Annotated in this window: 16 protein-coding genes; 10 read left to right on the forward strand and 6 right to left on the reverse strand. The window is 72.8% G+C overall.

The genetic code is table 11. The features are described 5' to 3' along the window. Positions 1–18 precede the first annotated feature (18 nt). Entirely contained in the window at positions 19–1380 is a 1362-nt protein-coding gene (locus tag K7I03_RS10565) for a hypothetical protein (protein ID WP_185940242.1), read from the reverse strand. A gap of 192 nt (positions 1381–1572) precedes the next feature. Continuing rightward, complete coding sequence (locus tag K7I03_RS10570; RefSeq protein ID WP_185940243.1) at positions 1573–3075, reverse strand: LCP family protein; 1503 nt, start codon at positions 3073–3075, stop codon at positions 1573–1575. 193 nt (positions 3076–3268) lie between these two features. On the opposite strand from K7I03_RS10570, the gene tatA reads away from it, so the two are divergent. The 4 genes from tatA (at position 3269) to K7I03_RS10590 (ending at position 6700) form a co-directional block, all read left to right on the forward strand. Beyond that, the gene (tatA, locus tag K7I03_RS10575; RefSeq protein WP_185940244.1) at positions 3269–3532 is read left to right on the forward strand and encodes a Sec-independent protein translocase subunit TatA; all 264 of its coding nucleotides are present in this window, start codon (positions 3269–3271) and stop codon (positions 3530–3532) included. A 95-nt stretch (positions 3533–3627) separates the two neighbouring features. Then, complete coding sequence (locus K7I03_RS10580) at positions 3628–5004, forward strand: alkaline phosphatase (protein ID WP_185940245.1); 1377 nt, start codon at positions 3628–3630, stop codon at positions 5002–5004. A gap of 221 nt (positions 5005–5225) precedes the next feature. Continuing rightward, positions 5226–6164, forward strand: a complete 939-nt coding sequence (locus K7I03_RS10585; protein WP_185940246.1) for a beta-ketoacyl-ACP synthase III — start codon at positions 5226–5228, stop codon at positions 6162–6164. Between the two features lie 86 nt (positions 6165–6250). Then, positions 6251–6700 (forward strand): VOC family protein, encoded by a 450-nt coding sequence (locus K7I03_RS10590; RefSeq protein ID WP_185940247.1) that lies wholly within the window; start codon positions 6251–6253, stop codon positions 6698–6700. A 95-nt stretch (positions 6701–6795) separates the two neighbouring features. Here K7I03_RS10590 and K7I03_RS10595 read toward each other — a convergent pair whose 3' ends face one another. From K7I03_RS10595 to K7I03_RS10605, 3 genes are all read right to left on the reverse strand, one after another. Further along, on the reverse strand, positions 6796–7503 hold the full coding sequence (locus K7I03_RS10595) for a helix-turn-helix transcriptional regulator (protein ID WP_313772134.1): 708 nt from the start codon (positions 7501–7503) through the stop codon (positions 6796–6798). Then, a complete protein-coding gene (locus K7I03_RS10600; protein ID WP_185940248.1) occupies positions 7503–7727 on the reverse strand; it encodes a hypothetical protein in 225 nt (74 codons plus the stop codon). Before K7I03_RS10600 ends, K7I03_RS10595 begins: the two co-directional genes overlap by 1 nt. 78 nt (positions 7728–7805) lie before the next feature. Beyond that, entirely contained in the window at positions 7806–8717 is a 912-nt protein-coding gene (locus K7I03_RS10605; RefSeq protein ID WP_185940249.1) for a glutaminase, read from the reverse strand. 169 nt (positions 8718–8886) lie between these two features. On the opposite strand from K7I03_RS10605, the gene K7I03_RS10610 reads away from it, so the two are divergent. Further along, a complete protein-coding gene (locus tag K7I03_RS10610; protein WP_398856953.1) occupies positions 8887–9477 on the forward strand; it encodes an N-acetylmuramoyl-L-alanine amidase in 591 nt (196 codons plus the stop codon). Between the two features lie 96 nt (positions 9478–9573). Continuing rightward, complete coding sequence (locus tag K7I03_RS10615; RefSeq protein WP_185940250.1) at positions 9574–10527, forward strand: 1-aminocyclopropane-1-carboxylate deaminase/D-cysteine desulfhydrase; 954 nt, start codon at positions 9574–9576, stop codon at positions 10525–10527. Between the two features lie 89 nt (positions 10528–10616). Here K7I03_RS10615 and K7I03_RS10620 read toward each other — a convergent pair whose 3' ends face one another. Then, entirely contained in the window at positions 10617–12218 is a 1602-nt protein-coding gene (locus tag K7I03_RS10620) for a Na+/H+ antiporter (protein ID WP_185940251.1), read from the reverse strand. 48 nt (positions 12219–12266) lie between these two features. Here K7I03_RS10620 and K7I03_RS10625 point away from each other — a divergent pair, with 48 nt between their 5' ends. The 4 genes from K7I03_RS10625 (at position 12267) to K7I03_RS10640 (ending at position 14762) form a co-directional block, all read left to right on the forward strand. Further along, positions 12267–12530, forward strand: coding sequence for a UBP-type zinc finger domain-containing protein (locus K7I03_RS10625; RefSeq protein WP_185940252.1), 264 nt, complete (start codon positions 12267–12269; stop codon positions 12528–12530). A 119-nt stretch (positions 12531–12649) separates the two neighbouring features. Continuing rightward, positions 12650–13207, forward strand: a complete 558-nt coding sequence (locus tag K7I03_RS10630) for a GNAT family N-acetyltransferase (protein WP_185940253.1) — start codon at positions 12650–12652, stop codon at positions 13205–13207. 198 nt (positions 13208–13405) lie between these two features. Next, entirely contained in the window at positions 13406–13822 is a 417-nt protein-coding gene (locus tag K7I03_RS10635; protein ID WP_004937609.1) for an ATP-binding protein, read from the forward strand. A 16-nt stretch (positions 13823–13838) separates the two neighbouring features. Next, positions 13839–14762 (forward strand): RNA polymerase sigma factor SigF, encoded by a 924-nt coding sequence (locus tag K7I03_RS10640; RefSeq protein WP_152262356.1) that lies wholly within the window; start codon positions 13839–13841, stop codon positions 14760–14762. Positions 14763–14779: the final 17 nt, after the last annotated feature.

Here is a 14779-nt window from a genome sequence, read left to right on the forward strand (position 1 = left end):
GGGGCCCGGAAGGCGCGCTCACCAGTCCCCGCCCCCGAAACCACCGCCGTCTCCCCCGCCGCCGTCGCCCCAGCCGCCGCCGAAGTCCCCGGGGTTGAAGTCGCTGCCGGAGAAGTCGCCCCCTTCGGGGCCGGTGTCCGTGGGAACGCCGCCGAAGTCCGACGCGTAGGCGGGGCCGCTGAGCATGCTGCCGAGCATGGTGCCCATGAGGAGGCCGGGCAGGATGCCGCCGCCGAAGTAGCCGCCGGCCCAGGGGGCGTAGGCGGGTCCCGCGTTCCAGTACGGCTGCGGGCCCTGGGCGGTCTGGACCGTACGGGACACGGGGTCCTCGCCGTCGGCGATGCGCGTCGCGTCGGCCCGGCAGGCCGGGACGGTACGCGGCGCGCCGCCCGGGGGCGCCCATTGGACGTCCTCGACGGACGGGCCGTGGCGCGGGTCGAAGAAGCAGGGCAGCCGGCGCTCGGGCAGCGGCGCGCCGGTGCGGCGGGCGGCGAGGGTGGCGAGGGCGAACCGGCCGTTGTCCAGGGCCTCGGTCACGGCCGTGACCTCCTGCGGCCTGGTCGCGGCCGCGATCCGGCGCTTGGCCTCCTCGTACGCGTCGAGGGCCTGTTCGTAGTCCTGCCGCATGGCGTCCGTGGCGCCCGGCTCCGACGGTGAGAAGTCGAGGCGGTCGAGCTCCTCGCCGAACGCGGTGATGTCCTCGTCGACGACGACGCGCAGGGCGTCCAGTTCGGCGCGCTCGCGCTCCTCGCGCTTCTTCTTCGCCCGCCGGTAGAACGCGTAGGCGCCGCCCGCGCCGGCGACGACGATCGCGCCGACGACGATCAGGCCGGTGGAGCCGCTCCCGGAGCCCGAGCCGCCCCACGAGCCGGGGGCGTGGCCCCGGGCGGTCCTGATCGCGCCGTCGACGAACGCGTTGAGCTCGGTGCTCGCGCTGGCGTTGTCGTTGCGGCGGACCGAGTCGCGCAGGTTGGCGACGGCGTTGCCGGACATCACGCCGCGGTCGGCACCGGCGTTGAACTTGTCACCGAGCCGGATGGCGTAGACGCCGCTGACGCCGACCTTCCCCCGCAGGTCCCCCAGGACGGTCGACCGCGGGAACTCCGGCGTGTTCGGCAGCACGGCGACGAACACCGGCTTGCCCGCGTCCTTGATCTTCTTGGCGAGGGCGTCCGCGTCGGCCGACGAGAGCTGGGAGGACGCCCGGGGGTCGACGTAGACCGGGCTCTTCTTGAGCCCCTCGGCGACCTCGTTCAGGCCGGTGGCGGCGTGGGCGGGCGGGGCGAGGGCCGCGCCGCCGGCCACCAGCAGCAGCGCCGCGACGAGCCCCGCGAAGAGGGCCGGCAGGGGCCGGAGGAGGGCCCTGGGAGTGGCGGACATAGACGGTGCTCCTCGGAGGGGCGTACGGAACGGATGACTACGGATGGATGCGTCGGCGGCAGGTCGGGTGACAGCCACTGCGGCGGCATTTCATGGGAATCCCGAACTTACTCCGCGTTCACTGAAACAACGGGCCATTCGGGCAGTCGGTTCCCCAGGCATCTCCTTCCGCACGCTGATGTCACCCCGATGTCACCCGTAGGACAGGCCGGGGCAGGGGTTGTCGGCCGCCGGGCGCATGGCGGAGACGCCCGTGGACGCTCGCGACGCGTCCGCCGCCGCCGTCCCCTCCGCCGCCGTCCCCTCCGCCGCCGTGCCGTCCGCCGCCGTGCCGTAGTCCCGCCCCAGGGTGACGGAAATACCGGAATCGGCGGTGCCCCGCACGAACGCCCCGGGGAAGAGCCGGGCCAGCGTACGGGCGCGGCCCGCCTGCCCCGGGCCGAACTCGATCACCGTGGTGCCCGCGTCGTCGGCCTCGACCGTGCGCGGGCCCGTCACCGTGTAGCCGTGCCGCCGGAGGAGCGCGGCGGCGCGGGCGGCCGGCCCGTCCGTGTGCGTCGCGTCGGCGAGCGAGACCCGGACGCCCGCGCCTTCGCCACCCTTTGATCCCTTGCTGTCCCCCGATCCCTTGCGGTCCCCCGACCCCTTGGTGTCCCCGGCGGAGCCGCCGGATCCTCCGCCCGCCACCGCCCGGTCCTCCCGCAGCGCCGCCCACAGCGCGTCCGCCTCCGGCTGGACGACCGCCACCCGGTCGCCCTCGTACCGCCACGGCATCGTCACGAACGTGATGTCGCCCTGGTCGATGCCCTTGAGCGACCGCGCGAAGGACACCAGCTTCTCCACGGAGCCCAGCCCCGGGTCCACGGTGAGGGATTTGGTGGCGGCGTCCGCCAGCGGCAGCAGCGCCGTGGGATCGAGCCCCCGGGACCGCACCTTCTTGATCAGGGCGGCGACGAACGCCTGCTGGCGGCGGATGCGCCCGATGTCGGAACCGTCGCCGAGCCCGTGCCGCACCCGTACGTAGTCCAGCGCCTTCCGCCCCGACACGGTCTGCCGCCCCTTCGTGAAGAGGAGGTCGCCGCGGCTGCCGCGGTTCGGGTCGAGGTCGCCCTCGTAGACGTCCTGCGGCATGCAGACCTCGACGCCGCCCACGGCGTCGGTCAGCGCGGCGAAACCGGCGAAGTCGACGACGACGGTGTGGTCCACGCGCAGCCCGGTGAGCCGTTCCACGGTGTTCTGGGTGCAGGCGGGGTTGCCCTCGGCCGTACCGCCGACCGAGAAGGCCGAGTTGAACATCGCCCTGTCCCGCGCGGCCGTCCAACTGCCGTCGGGGAGCCGGCAGGGCGGTATCTCGACGAGGGTGTCCCGGGGGATGGAGACGACGGCGGCCCGCTCCCCGTCCCCGTACACGTGCAGCAGGAAGGCCGTGTCCGAGCGGCCGACGCGGCCGGTGCCGCCGCCCAGGTCCCGGTTACCGCCGGCGCGCGAGTCGGAGCCTATGACGAGGACGTTGTCGCCGGCGGCGGAGCCGGGACGGTCCCGGGCGATGCCGTCCGCGTCGAAGACGCCGAGGTTGCCGTCGAGCCGCAGGTACGTCCAGCCGGCCGCGGCCAGCAGCAGTATCAGCAGCGCCAGCGACGCGCCGCCGAACGTCCGGCCGCGCCGCCGCTCCCGGCCGCCGCCCCCTCCGCCCATCTCCGAGCCCCCCAGCCCCTCCGCGCCCTCGCTCCCAAAGGCGTTTCCCCACGGTCCCCCAAAGACTCATCCCCAAAGACGGGCGGAAGTCACCTCTGGTTGCCCGTTTGCGCAAGGCTGCAAGTAAAGTGGACGGGCCGCGGACGACCGCAGACCGCGGAGCCGGACAACGCAGAGAAAGCAGGTGGCCGCCGTGCTGCGCAACGCCCTCGAACCCTGGCACCTCATCGTCGTGGTGCTCGTCCTCGTCGTGCTCTTCGGCTCGAAGAAGCTGCCCGACATGGCGCGTGCGCTCGGCAAGTCCGCGCGCATCCTCAAGAGCGAGGCCAAGGCCATGAAGGAGGACCCGTCGCCCGGGGCCCCTGCCGGTGCCGGTGAGGCCACGGGAACCACCGCACCCGCACCGGGCGGCAGCACGAGCCCCATCATCCCCACCACGGTCGAAAGCTCCCGCTGACCCCGGCTTCACCTCGTATTGCACTGCCGTACACCCTCGCTTGGTGAGCTTCCTCCGGCCGGGCACACCGCCGGCCCACGAGGAAGGAAAACACCATGGGTTCTCGTCCGTACGGGCGTCGTCTCGCCTGGGGCGCCGCCGCACTGCTCGTCGCCGGTGTCGCGGTGCCGGCCGCGGCCTCCGCCTCCGACGCCGGCCGCACGGACCGGACGGCCGAGTCGGCCGTCGCCGCCCAGGCCCACGGCCCGAAGAAGGCCAAGAACGTCATCCTGCTCATCGGTGACGGCATGGGCGACTCCGAGATCACCCTCGCCCGGGACTACACCGTGGGCGCGGCGGGCCGGCTGAACATGGACAAGTTCCCGATGACCGGCGCCTACACCACCTACTCCGTGGACAAGAACGGCAAGCCGGACTACGTCACCGACTCGGCGGCGAGCGGCACCGGCTGGGCGACCGGCCACAAGACCGTCAACGGCCGGATATCCAAGACGCCGGGCACCGACAAGCCGATGACGACGATCCTGGAGCTCGCCCAGCGCAACGGGCTCGCCACCGGCAGCGTCACCACCGCGGAGCTCACCGACGCCACCCCGGCCGTCCTCGCCTCGCACGCCACCGACCGCAGCTGCCAGGGCCCGGCCGACATGAAGGCGTGCCCGAGCGACCGGATCGCCAAGGGCGGCCCCGGCTCGATCGCCGAGCAGAGCGTCGACCACAAGGTGGACGTCCTCCTCGGCGGCGGCAAGCAGCGCTTCGACCAGAAGATCACCGAGGGCCGCTACAAGGGGCTGACCGTCACCGAGCAGGCCCAGAAGCTCGGCTACCAGGTCGTCACCGACGCCAAGGGCCTCGGCAAGGCGCGGTCCGGCAAGCCCGTGCTCGGCCTGTTCGCCCCCGGCAACGTCCCGGTCGAGTGGACCGGCAAGCCCGCCGCCCAGGGCGGCACCGCGCCGCAGCGCTGCGTGACGAACAACCCGGAGCGCACCGCCGGCACGCCCACCCTGGAGGAGCAGACCAAGAAGGCGCTCCAGCTGCTGGAGCGGAAGCAGCGCGGCAAGAAGGGCTTCTTCCTCCAGGTCGAGGGCGCTTCGATCGACAAGCGCGACCACTCGGCCGACCCGTGCGGCCAGATCGGCGAGACGGCCGCGCTGGACCGCGCGGTGAAGGTCGCCCGCGCCTACGCGGCCCAGCACCCCGACACCCTGGTCGTCACCACCGCCGACCACGGGCACACCAGCCAGATCGTGCCGCTGGAGGCCACCCCGCCCGGCCTGTCCTCGACGCTCGTCACCGACGAGGGGCAGCAGCTCAAGGTCAACTACTCGACCAACACCCCGGGCAAGTCGCAGGAGCACACCGGCACCGAGGTCCGCATCGCGGCCCAGGGCCCGCTGGCGGAGCGCGTCCTCGGCGTGACCGACCAGACCGAGCTCTTCACCACCATCCGGACGGCGCTCTCCCTGCGCTGACCGCCGCGCCGATCACCGGGCCCGCCACCGGGCCGGGCATCGGCCGACCACCGGACCCGTGGGGCCCGGCCGACCGGAGGAACCCGGAGGCCGGGCCCCACGGGCTCTCCTGTGGGTTGTGCCAGTTATCCCGCCGGAACGTTGGTGGAATGCTCATCGCTCCGGGGGCGGGCGCGGTCAACACTGGGGGTTCGGATCATTCGCCCCAGGAGGAACCACCGATGTCCGGGTCGCGCGTCATCGCCCTCGGTCACTATCAGCCCGCCAAGGTGCTCTCCAACGACGAGCTGGCGGCGATGGTGGACACGAGCGACGAGTGGATCCGCTCCCGCGTGGGCATCCACACGCGGCGGATCGCCGGACCGGACGAGACCGTGGCCGCGATGGCCGGCGAGGCCGCGGCCAAGGCCCTCGCCACGAGCGGCCTCGACCCGGCCGCCATCGACCTCGTCCTGGTCGCCACCTGCACCGCCGTCGACCGCAGCCCGAACACGGCCGCCCGCGTGGCGGCCCGGCTGGGGCTCACCTCCCCGGCCGTGATGGACGTCAACGTCGTCTGCTCGGGCTTCACCCACGCCCTGGCCTCCGCCGACCACGCCATCCGCGCCGGCGCGGCGACGAACGCCCTGGTCGTCGGGGTGGAGAAGTTCACGGACGTGGTGGACTGGACCGACCGCTCGACGTGCGTCCTCGTCGGCGACGGCGCCGGCGCCGCGGTCGTCTCCGCCTCGGAGGAGCCCGGTATCGGCCCGGTGGTCTGGGGCTCCGTCCCGGACATGGGGCACGCCGTGCGCATCGAGGGCACCCCCTCCCGGTTCGCCCAGGAGGGCCAGTCCGTCTACCGGTGGGCCACCACGCAGCTGCCGCCGATCGCCCGGTCCGTCTGCGAACGGGCCGGGGTCACCCCGGAGGAGCTGGCCGCGGTCGTCCTCCACCAGGCCAACCTGCGGATCATCGAACCCGTCGCCCGCCGCATCGGCGCCGTCAACGCCGTGATCGCCACCGACGTCACCGAGTCCGGCAACACCTCGGCCGCGAGCATCCCGCTCGCCCTCTCCAAGCTCGTCGAACGCGGCGCCATCCCGTCCGGCGCGCCGGTGCTCCTCTTCGGCTTCGGCGGCAACCTCTCATACGCGGGCCAGGTCATCCGCTGCCCGTGATGGGGTGAACGGCGCGGGATGGCGGCCCTCCGGAGGTGTCCGATCCGTTCAAGACCGGCCCCGCGGCCCCTGCCTACCGTGCTCGCATGACACCTCGCACGACACCTCCTGTCACTCCTCCTTCGGCGCCCCGTTTCGACTGCACCGGCCTCGTCGTCGCCGACATGGCCTCCTCCCTCGCCTTCTACCGCCGCCTCGGCCTGGACGTCCCGGCGGAGGCGGACGACCTGCCGCACGTCGAGCACGTGCTGCCGAACGGCCTGCGGCTGCTGTGGGACACCGACGCGACCTACCGCTCCTTCGCCCCCGACACCCGCCTGTCCACCGGCCCCGGCCGCGTCACCCTGGGTTTCGCGTGCGACGGCCCCGCCGGGGTGGACGCCGTCTGGGCCGAGCTGACGAAGGCCGGGTACACCGGGCACCAAGCGCCGTGGGACGCGGTCTGGGGACAGCGGTACGCGATCGTGCTGGACCCGGACGGCAACGCGGTGGACCTGTTCGCCGCCCTGGAGTCCCCCTCGGCTTCGGCGGGCTAGCCGCCACCGGCCGGCCGTCATCGGCCGGCCGTCATCGGCCGGCCGTCATCGGAGAGGTGGATCACCGCTCCCGGACGTCGGCGGGCGACGCGAGGTCACCGCCCGCGCACCAGCTCGCCGAGCGTCGTCCCGGTCAGCCGCCGTACCTCGCGCGCCAGATGAGCCTGGTCGGCGTAACCGCACTTCGCGGCCACGTCGGCGAAGCGGACGCCGGTCCGGGCCAGCTCCAGCGCCCGGTTCGCCCGCAGCACGCGGGCGAGCGTCTTCGGCCCGTACCCGAAGGCGTGGAGCGAGCGCCGGTGCAGCTGCCGTTCACCGAGGCCCAGCCGGGCGGCCAGTAGGGACACCGGTTCGCCGCGCCGGGCGGACGCCAGGACGGCGGCCGCCATGGGGTCGTACGTGTCCGGGCCCGCGGCATCGCCGACGACGTCCTCCAGGGCGCGCCCGGGCAGGGGCGCCTCCGCCACCCGCCGGGCGGCGAGCCGCGCCCGGCGGCCGGGCCACAGGTCGCCCAGCGGCACCCGCCGGTCGCGGAGCTCGTGCGCCCGCACCCCCAGCAGGGCCGGGCCGGTGCCAGGAAGGAAGCGCACCCCGGTGTACACGGCCCCCGGTACCGCCTCGACGAGATGCGCCCCGGTGTCCGGGCCCGCCACGACCAGCCGCCCGCCGACCGCGATCAGATCCATGCAGCCGTCCGGGACGACCCGCACGGGATCGGCGGACGCGTCCATCCGGGTCCACACGACCGCCCCGGACAGCCGGCGCGAGGGCCGCTCCCGATAGCCGGCCGACGCGTCGGGCACTAGGGCGACTCCCGCAGGTAGAGCGCCCCGCAGGAATGGCAGATGGGAACCTTGCCGGTGCCCCAGAGGTCGACGGATCGGATGGCCGCGCCCGGGTCGAGCTCACGGCCGCACATCCCGATCAGGCCGTCGCCTTCACGGACCACGTGCCACGTCTTGACCGCGGGGTCGATGTCGTCCGGCGAGCTGCCGTCCGCGTATTCGGCACGCAACTCGTGTTCCATACGGCCTCCTCCTGGTTCTTCCCGTGCTCCACGATGCGCCGGGCCCCGTGGGGGCGCCACCGGCACCGGGAGCCGACCTCAGAACACCGACCAGCCCGTCAGCGTGGTGAAGTGGTCCAGCGCGGCGACGCCCGCCACCGAGTTCCCGCGCGCGTCCAGCCCCGGGCTCCAGACGCAGAGCGTGCAGCGCCCGGGTATGACGGCGATGATGCCGCCGCCCACTCCGCTCTTGCCCGGCAGTCCCACCCGGTAGGCGAAATCGCCGGCGGCGTCGTAGGTGCCGCAGGTCAGCATCACGGCGTTGATCTGCTTCGCCTCCCGGCGCGGCAGCAGCCGGGTGCCGTCGGTCCGCAGCCCGTGGCGGGCCAGGAAGCCGCTGGCGAGGGCCAGGTCCCGGCAGCTCATCTCGATGGAGCACTGCCAGAAGTAGTGCTCCAGGACCGTGGGCACGGGGTTGTCGAGGTTGTCGTAGCTGGCCATGAAGTGGGCGAGGGCCGCGTTCCGGTCGCCGTGCTCGGACTCCGACCTCGCCACGGCGGGATCGAAGGACACCTCCGGATTCCCGCTCTCGGCGCGCAGGAACTCCAGCATCGTGGTGCTGGCGTCGCCCGTCAGCGTCTGCAGCCGGTCGGTGACGACGAGCGCTCCCGCGTTGATGAACGGGTTGCGCGGGATGCCGTTCTCGTATTCGAGCTGCACGAGGGAGTTGAAGGCATTTCCGGACGGTTCCGTTCCGACCCGCTCCCAGATCTTGTCCCCGCCCTCGGCCAGCACGAGCGCCAGTCCGAAGGCCTTGGAGATCGACTGCACGGAGAACGGCCGCTCCCAGTCCCCCACGCCGTAGACGCCCCCCGAGACATCGGCGACCGCCATTCCGAACTGCCCGGTGTCCATCCCCGCCAGGGCCGGAATGTACTGGGCCGCCTGACCGCGGCCCACCAGCGGGCGCGCGAACGCGGCTACCTCTTCGAGGACGGCCTGGTAGTCCACTGGCGTGCGCTTTCTGTCTCCGTACCGACGTGCGACATCCGGCCTGCGGCCGAATCGGCTCGCACGATATCCGAACACCCCGATAACCTGCGAACTTTTCGGTAGAACAGGGCCATTCAGGCGTATACGACAGAGCGTGCGCCACCGGAACCGTCGAGGAGCGCAGGCCGTGGCCGCACCCATGTCCGCCGGGACACTGCTCACCGTCCTGAGAGCGGAAGGCTCCACCGTCGTCGAGGTGCCCGGCTGGCGCACCCACAACCGGGCCGGCCATGGGCCGTGGGGCCCGGTCCACGGAATCATCGTCCACCACACGGCCACCACCGGCACGGAGAACACCGTCCGCCTCTGCTGGCAGGGCACCGACTCCCTGCCCGGCCCGCTGTGCCACGGGGTCGTGGGCAAGGACGCCCGGATCCACCTCGTCGGCTGCGGGCGCGCCAACCACGCCGGCGGCGGCGACCCGGACGTCCTGCGGGCCGTCATCGAGGAACGGCGCACACCGCCTCCGCGGCGTTCCGACGCCGACGGGAACACCTACTTCTACGGCTTCGAGTGCGTGAACCTGGGCAATGGGACGGACCCCTGGCCGGAAGCACAGCTGGAAGCGGTGGAACGGGCGGCGGCAGCGCTCTGCCGGCACCACGGCTGGACCGAGCGGTCCGTCATCGGACATCTGGAGTGGAGGCCGGGGAAGATCGATCCGCGCGGCTTCACCATGGACCGGCTGCGGGCCCGCATCCGTGACCGGCTCATGTGACGGCCGGGCGGGCAGCGCCCTCCGGCGGGCCCCACCGGCGGGTCTCCCGCGGATCCCGGCGACGCCCCCCGTCCGGGACTCGCCGACAATGGGAGGGTGACCGGCCCGTCTCCCCTCGCCTCCTCCGTACCCCTTGGCCTCGCCACCCTGCGGCCCAGGCTGCCGTCCCCCGTCGTCGAACTGGCCGACGAGCGGTTCACCCGCCATGGCGTACGGCTGCTGCTCAAGCGGGACGATCTGATACATCCCCGGCTGCCCGGCAACAAGTGGCGCAAGCTGGAGCCGAACCTGCGGGCCGCCGCGGCCTCCGGCCGGTCCACGCTGCTCACGTTCGGCGGCGCCTACTCCAACCATCTGCGGGCCACCGCCGCCGCGGGCCGCCTGCTCGGCTTCGCCACCATCGGCGTCGTCCGCGGTGACGAGCTCGCGGACCGGCCGCTGAACTGGTCGCTGGCACGCTGCGCGGCCGACGGCATGCGCCTGCGCTTCGTCGACCGGGCCACCTACCGCCGCAAGACCGAGCCGGAGGTGCTGGCCGAGCTCGGGGCGGACGGCTGCCACCTCGTCCCCGAGGGCGGCAGCAACGCCGCCGCCGTCCACGGCTGCGCGGTGCTCGGCCACGAACTGCGCGCCGTCCTCGGGCCGGGGGACGTCGCCGCCGTCGCCTGCGGCACGGGCGGGACGCTCGCCGGGCTGGCCGCCGGACTCGGCGAGGGGACGCGGGCCCTCGGCTTCCCGGTGCTCAAAGGCGGCTTCCTGAGCGCGGAGGTCGAGCGGCTGCAGACCGAGGCGTTCGGCGGCCGCCGGGGCGACTGGTCGCTGGACGACCGCTTCCACTGCGGTGGTTACGCCCGCACCACCCCGGAGCTGGACGCCTTCGCCGACGACTTCGCCGGCCGTCACGGCCTGCCGCCGGAACGGCTGTACGTGGCCAAGGCGTTGTACGGCCTGACGACACTCACCGAGGAAGGGGCGTTCGCGCCGGGCACGACGGTCGCCGCCGTCATCACGGGCGGCCCCGATCCCCAACCCGAGCCGGACCAGGCGTAGGAGCCGGCGGACTCGGCGGACGGCGCCCGGCCCGCCCGGTGCCTTCGCACGCCCTGTGGATCCGGGTCGCCGTCCGTTCCCTGCGCCGTTCATTCCGTCGCCTCCTCCCGGTACGCCGCGGCCTCCTCCAGGTCCAGCCGCCGCAACAGCGTCCGCAGCATCTCGTCGTCGATCCGCCGCGCGTCCCGCAGGGCCACGAAGACCTCGCGCTCGGCCTCGATGACCTCCCGGGTCAGCCGCCGGTAGGTGTCGTCCGCCGACTCCCCGGTGGTCTCGTGCACGGCACCGAGCCGCTCCCACACCGCGTTGCGGCGGCGCTCCAGGACGGCGCGCAGCCGGTCGGCGAGCGGCTGGGGCAGGGCGTTGCGGTCGTCGGCGAGGAGTTCGTCGAGCCGGCGCTCCGCGGCGGTGGACGCCTCGCTCTGGGCCTGCGCCTCGGCGAGGGTGGCGGATCGCGGATCGCGGCCCGGCAGCCGCAGCGCGCGGATCAGCGGGGGCAGGGTGAGGCCCTGCACCACCAGGGTGCCGATCACCGTGGTGAAGGTGAGGAACAGCACCAGGTTGCGCGCCGGGAAGGCGTCCCCGCCATGGGTGGTGACGGGGATCGAGAAGGCGATGGCCAGCGAGACGACCCCGCGCATCCCCGCCCAGCCCACCACGAAGGTGCCGCGGGCGGTGGTCTCCCGTTCCCGTTCGCGGATCCGCGCGGACAGCAACCGCGGCAGGAACGTGGCCGGATAGACCCAGAGGAAGCGGGCGACGACCACGGAGAGGAAGACGACCAGGGCGTACCAGGCCGCCTCGCCCGTCCCGTACTCCTCCACCCCGCCGACCACCACGCGGAGTTGAAGGCCGATCAGGGCGAAGACGGCGGACTCCAGGACGAAGGCGACCATCTTCCACACGGCCGCCTCCTGGAGCCGGGTGGCGAAGTCCACCTGCCAGGAGCGGTGCCCGAGATAGAGGCCGACCACCACGACCGCGAGCACACCGGACGCCTCCACCTGTTCGGCTGCGGTGTAGGCCGCGAAGGGAATGAGGAGGGAGAGGGTGTTCTGCAGCAGCGGGTCCCGCAGCCGCTTCCGCAGCCAGTGCAGCGGCACCATGAGAACCAGGCCGACCCCGACGCCGCCCAGCGCCGCCACCGCGAACTCCCGCATCCCGCCCGCCCAGGTGGCGCCCTCGCCGACCGCGGCGGCCAGCGCCACCTTGTACGCGGTGATGGCGGTGGCGTCGTTCACCAGGGACTCGCCCTGGAGGATCGTGGTGATGCGCGACGGCAGCCCCAGTCGGCGGGCGATGGCGGTCGCGGCGACCGCGTCGGGCGGGGCCACGACGGCGCCGAGGACGAGCGCCGCCGTCAACGGCAGGCCGGGCACCACCAGAAAGGCGGTACAGCCGACGGCGAGCGCGGCGAAGAGCACATAGCCGACCGAGAGCAGTGCCACCGGACGGGCGTTGGCGCGCAGGTCGAGGTACGAACTGTCGAGCGCGGCGGTGTGCAGCAGCGGTGGCAGGACCAGCGGCAGCACGATGTCCGGATCGAGGGTGTAGTCCGGCACGCCCGGCAGGTACGACGCGGCGAGCCCCGCCGCGACCAGCAAGAGGGGCGCGGACACGGGTGTCCTGCGGGCGGCGCCCGCGACGGCGGCGCTTCCCGCCACCAGTACCAGCAGTGGCATCACATCCATCGGTGCCCGCCCATGTCCATGCCGTCCTCACCTTCTAATCTGGCCATCATGATCGAGTGCCCGCACTGTGCCGAGCTGCCGCGCCCCGAGCCCGTCCCGCTGAGCGAGACCTGCCCCGAGTGCGCGACGGCCGGCAGCCACCCTGTCCAGCTCCGGTTGTGCCTGGTGTGCGGGCACGTCGGATGCTGCGACTCGTCGCCGCACCGGCATGCCACCGCCCACTACGAGGAGACCGGCCACGCGGTGATGCGCAGCTTCGAGCCGGGCGAGTCCTGGCGCTGGTGCTACGTCGACCGGCGCCTGCTGACCTGATCCTCCCCGGCGTTCCTTCGAACGTCCCCCTGATCCGACCCCGACGCGTCCCTGACTTTCCGACCCTGAGCCGGGTCGGCGCCCGGGGCGCTGTCGGTGCCGCCCGCTAGCATGCAGGCATGATCCGATCCGCGACGCCCGCCGACGTTCCCGTGCTCCACGCGATGATTCGCGAACTGGCGGCGTACGAAAGGGCGCTGGGCTCCGCGCGGGCGACCGAGGAGCAGCTGCGTGAGGCGCTTTTCGGAGCGCACCCCGCGGTCTTCGCCTTGATAGCGGAGAGTGACGGCCCCGGAGCGGGGATTACAGAGGGCAGCGCGGCCCCGGCGGGCGAACCGGTGGGTTTCGCGCTGTGGTTCCGCAACTTCTCCACCTGGACGGGCACGCACGGTGTTTATCTGGAGGACCTCTACGTGCGGCCCGCGGCGCGGGGCGGAGGGTACGGCCGGGCGTTGCTCGCCGAACTGGCCCGCACCTGCGTGGAGCGCGGCTACCAGCGTTTCGAATGGTCAGTACTGGACTGGAACGAACCGTCGATCCGCTTCTACGCGTCGCTCGGCGCGGAGCCCATGGACGAATGGACGGTGCACCGGATATCGGGCGAACCGCTCCACGCCCTTGCGGCACTCGCGCAGAGTGACGAAAATCCCAACAGGGCGACTTCTCTTTCGATTTGAGACCGCAAGCCCCTAGCCACTTTCCGTGCTCATGGGTTTACCATGAGTGACAGTCGTGGGCCTGCGGCGCGGACCTCCAGATCGCGATAGCGTCGCAGCCGGAAATGTGCCGCGGCGGCCTTGTGCCATCCTCTCCCGGAGGGTGCACGGCCGACGCCCGTCAAAGCTCAAGAAGCTTGTGTCACCTTGGAGGTGAGGGTGTCCCCCATCGCAGGCGAGTCCGGGGCGACCCAGGACTTCGTGGAAGTCCGGCTGCCCGCTGCGGGTGCCTACTTGTCGGTCCTGCGGACGGCGACAGCCGGTCTCGCGGCCCGACTGGACTTCACCCTCGACGAAATCGAGGATCTGCGCATCGCCGTGGACGAGGCGTGCGCGATCCTCCTGCAACAGGCCGTGCCCGGCTCCGTACTGAGCTGCGTCTTCCGCCTCGTCGGCGACGCGCTCCGGGTGACGGTCTCGGCACCCACGACGGACGGCCGCGCGCCCGAGCGCGACACCTTCGCCTGGACGGTGCTCTCCGCCCTGGCCGGCGAGGTGGACTCCACCGTCGCGGACGACCGCACGGTCAGCATCAGCCTGCACAAGAAGCGCGGCGCCGGCCCCGGGCAGCCGTGACGGAAGAGGGGGCTCCGTGAGTACTGCATCGTCGCGGGAAGTACGCACCCCGGCCATCCCGCATCAGTCCGCCCGGCACCATCCGGGGAACGCGGCGGCTCTGGAGCCGGACGAGGCGAGTGACCGACCGGAGCGGGCGGACCACATGGATCAGCAGGACCAGCAGCGGCGGTCGCTCTCGCAGCCGCAGGATCGCAGCGGAGCGCGTGCCCTGTTCACCCGGTTGCGGTCGCTTCCCGACGGCTCCCCGGAGCGGGCGGAGCTGCGCAATCACCTGGTGCGGATGCATCTGCCGCTGGTCGAGCACCTGGCGCGGCGGTTCCGCAACCGCGGCGAGCCGCTCGACGACCTGACCCAGGTCGCCACCATCGGCCTGATCAAGTCCGTGGACCGCTTCGATCCGGACCGGGGTGTGGAGTTCTCCACCTACGCCACGCCCACGGTCGTCGGTGAGATCAAGCGCCACTTCCGGGACAAGGGATGGGCGGTCCGTGTGCCGCGCCGGCTCCAGGAGCTGCGGCTGTCGCTGACCACCGCCACCGCGGAGCTCTCCCAGCGGCACGGCCGCGCGCCCACGGTCCACGAGCTGGCCGAACACCTCGGCATCTCGGAGGAGGAGGTGCTGGAGGGCCTGGAGTCGGCCAACGCGTACAGCACGCTCTCCCTCGACGTGCCGGACACGGACGACGAGTCGCCCGCCGTCGCCGACACCCTCGGCGCGGAGGACGAGGCCCTGGAGGGCGTCGAGTACCGCGAGTCCCTCAAGCCCCTGTTGGAGGACCTGCCGCCACGCGAGAAGAAGATCCTTCTGCTGCGGTTCTTCGGCAACATGACACAGTCGCAGATCGCTCAGGAGGTCGGCATCTCCCAGATGCACGTCTCGCGACTGCTCGCCCGCACCCTCGCCCAGCTCCGCGAGCGGCTGCTCGTCGAGGAGTAGCCACCTCGTCGAGGAGT

The organism is Streptomyces mobaraensis, from assembly GCF_020099395.1.
Classification (GTDB): domain Bacteria; phylum Actinomycetota; class Actinomycetes; order Streptomycetales; family Streptomycetaceae; genus Streptomyces.